Source organism: Citrobacter sp. Cb041 (assembly GCF_030336655.1).
GTDB classification, from domain to species: Bacteria; Pseudomonadota; Gammaproteobacteria; order Enterobacterales; family Enterobacteriaceae; genus Citrobacter; species Citrobacter braakii.
On the sequence record NZ_JAOWDD010000014.1, the window covers coordinates 1 to 2871 of the forward strand.

At 52.4% G+C, this 2871-nt stretch carries 1 rRNA gene; it reads left to right on the top strand.

Features of this window, described 5'->3' with window-relative positions:
- Nucleotides 1-28 precede the first annotated feature (28 nt).
- A 23S ribosomal RNA gene (locus OGV52_RS00755) occupies nucleotides 29-2871 on the top strand; the annotation flags it as partial.

The following is a 2871-nucleotide window of genomic DNA, read 5'->3' on the forward strand; positions in this document are numbered from 1 at the left end:
TGTTTTACGAAACATCTTCGGGTTGTGAGGTTAAGCGACTAAGCGTACACGGTGGATGCCCTGGCAGTCAGAGGCGATGAAGGACGTGCTAATCTGCGATAAGCGTCGGTAAGGTGATATGAACCGTTATAACCGGCGATTTCCGAATGGGGAAACCCAGTGTGATTCGTCACACTATCATTACGTGAATACATAGCGTAATGAAGCGAACCGGGGGAACTGAAACATCTAAGTACCCCGAGGAAAAGAAATCAACCGAGATTCCCCCAGTAGCGGCGAGCGAACGGGGAGCAGCCCAGAGTCTGAATCAGCATGTGTGGTAGTGGAACGGTCTGGAAAGTCCGGCGATACAGGGTGATAGCCCCGTACACAAAAGTGCATGTGTTGTGAACTCGAAGAGTAGGGCGGGACACGTGGTATCCTGTCTGAATATGGGGGGACCATCCTCCAAGGCTAAATACTCCTGACTGACCGATAGTGAACCAGTACCGTGAGGGAAAGGCGAAAAGAACCCCGGCGAGGGGAGTGAAAAAGAACCTGAAACCGTGTACGTACAAGCAGTGGGAGCCTCTTTATGGGGTGACTGCGTACCTTTTGTATAATGGGTCAGCGACTTATATTCTGTAGCAAGGTTAACCGAATAGGGGAGCCGAAGGGAAACCGAGTCTTAACTGGGCGTTAAGTTGCAGGGTATAGACCCGAAACCCGGTGATCTAGCCATGGGCAGGTTGAAGGTTGGGTAACACTAACTGGAGGACCGAACCGACTAATGTTGAAAAATTAGCGGATGACTTGTGGCTGGGGGTGAAAGGCCAATCAAACCGGGAGATAGCTGGTTCTCCCCGAAAGCTATTTAGGTAGCGCCTCGTGAACTCATCTTCGGGGGTAGAGCACTGTTTCGGCTAGGGGGTCATCCCGACTTACCAACCCGATGCAAACTGCGAATACCGAAGAATGTTATCACGGGAGACACACGGCGGGTGCTAACGTCCGTCGTGAAGAGGGAAACAACCCAGACCGCCAGCTAAGGTCCCAAAGTCATGGTTAAGTGGGAAACGATGTGGGAAGGCACAGACAGCCAGGATGTTGGCTTAGAAGCAGCCATCATTTAAAGAAAGCGTAATAGCTCACTGGTCGAGTCGGCCTGCGCGGAAGATGTAACGGGGCTAAACCATGCACCGAAGCTGCGGCAGCGACACTATGTGTTGTTGGGTAGGGGAGCGTTCTGTAAGCCGTTGAAGGTGTGCTGTGAGGCATGCTGGAGGTATCAGAAGTGCGAATGCTGACATAAGTAACGATAATGCGGGTGAAAAACCCGCACGCCGGAAGACCAAGGGTTCCTGTCCAACGTTAATCGGGGCAGGGTGAGTCGACCCCTAAGGCGAGGCCGAAAGGCGTAGTCGATGGGAAACAGGTTAATATTCCTGTACTTGGTGTTACTGCGAAGGGGGGACGGAGAAGGCTATGTTAGCCGGGCGACGGTTGTCCCGGTTTAAGCATGTAGGCGGAGATTCCAGGTAAATCCGGAGTCTTGTTAACGCTGAGGTGTGATGACGAGGCACTACGGTGCTGAAGTAACAAATGCCCTGCTTCCAGGAAAAGCCTCTAAGCATCAGGTAACACGAAATCGTACCCCAAACCGACACAGGTGGTCAGGTAGAGAATACCAAGGCGCTTGAGAGAACTCGGGTGAAGGAACTAGGCAAAATGGTGCCGTAACTTCGGGAGAAGGCACGCTGATATGTAGGTGAAGTGATTTACTCATGGAGCTGAAATCAGTCGAAGATACCAGCTGGCTGCAACTGTTTATTAAAAACACAGCACTGTGCAAACACGAAAGTGGACGTATACGGTGTGACGCCTGCCCGGTGCCGGAAGGTTAATTGATGGGGTTATCCGTAAGGAGAAGCTCTTGATCGAAGCCCCGGTAAACGGCGGCCGTAACTATAACGGTCCTAAGGTAGCGAAATTCCTTGTCGGGTAAGTTCCGACCTGCACGAATGGCGTAATGATGGCCAGGCTGTCTCCACCCGAGACTCAGTGAAATTGAACTCGCTGTGAAGATGCAGTGTACCCGCGGCAAGACGGAAAGACCCCGTGAACCTTTACTATAGCTTGACACTGAACACTGGTCCTTGATGTGTAGGATAGGTGGGAGGCTTTGAAGTGTGGACGCCAGTCTGCATGGAGCCAACCTTGAAATACCACCCTTTAATGGCTGGTGTTCTAACGTAGACCCGTAATCCGGGTTGCGGACAGTGTCTGGTGGGTAGTTTGACTGGGGCGGTCTCCTCCTAAAGAGTAACGGAGGAGCACGAAGGTTAGCTAATCCTGGTCGGACATCAGGAGGTTAGTGCAAAGGCATAAGCTAGCTTGACTGCGAGAGTGACGGCTCGAGCAGGTGCGAAAGCAGGTCTTAGTGATCCGGTGGTTCTGAATGGAAGGGCCATCGCTCAACGGATAAAAGGTACTCCGGGGATAACAGGCTGATACCGCCCAAGAGTTCATATCGACGGCGGTGTTTGGCACCTCGATGTCGGCTCATCACATCCTGGGGCTGAAGTAGGTCCCAAGGGTATGGCTGTTCGCCATTTAAAGTGGTACGCGAGCTGGGTTTAGAACGTCGTGAGACAGTTCGGTCCCTATCTGCCGTGGGCGCTGGAGAATTGAGGGGGGCTGCTCCTAGTACGAGAGGACCGGAGTGGACGCATCACTGGTGTTCGGGTTGTCATGCCAATGGCATTGCCCGGTAGCTAAATGCGGAAGAGATAAGTGCTGAAAGCATCTAAGCACGAAACTTGCCCCGAGATGAGTTCTCCCTGACCCTTTAAGGGTCCTGAAGGAACGTTGAAGACGACGACGTTGATAGGT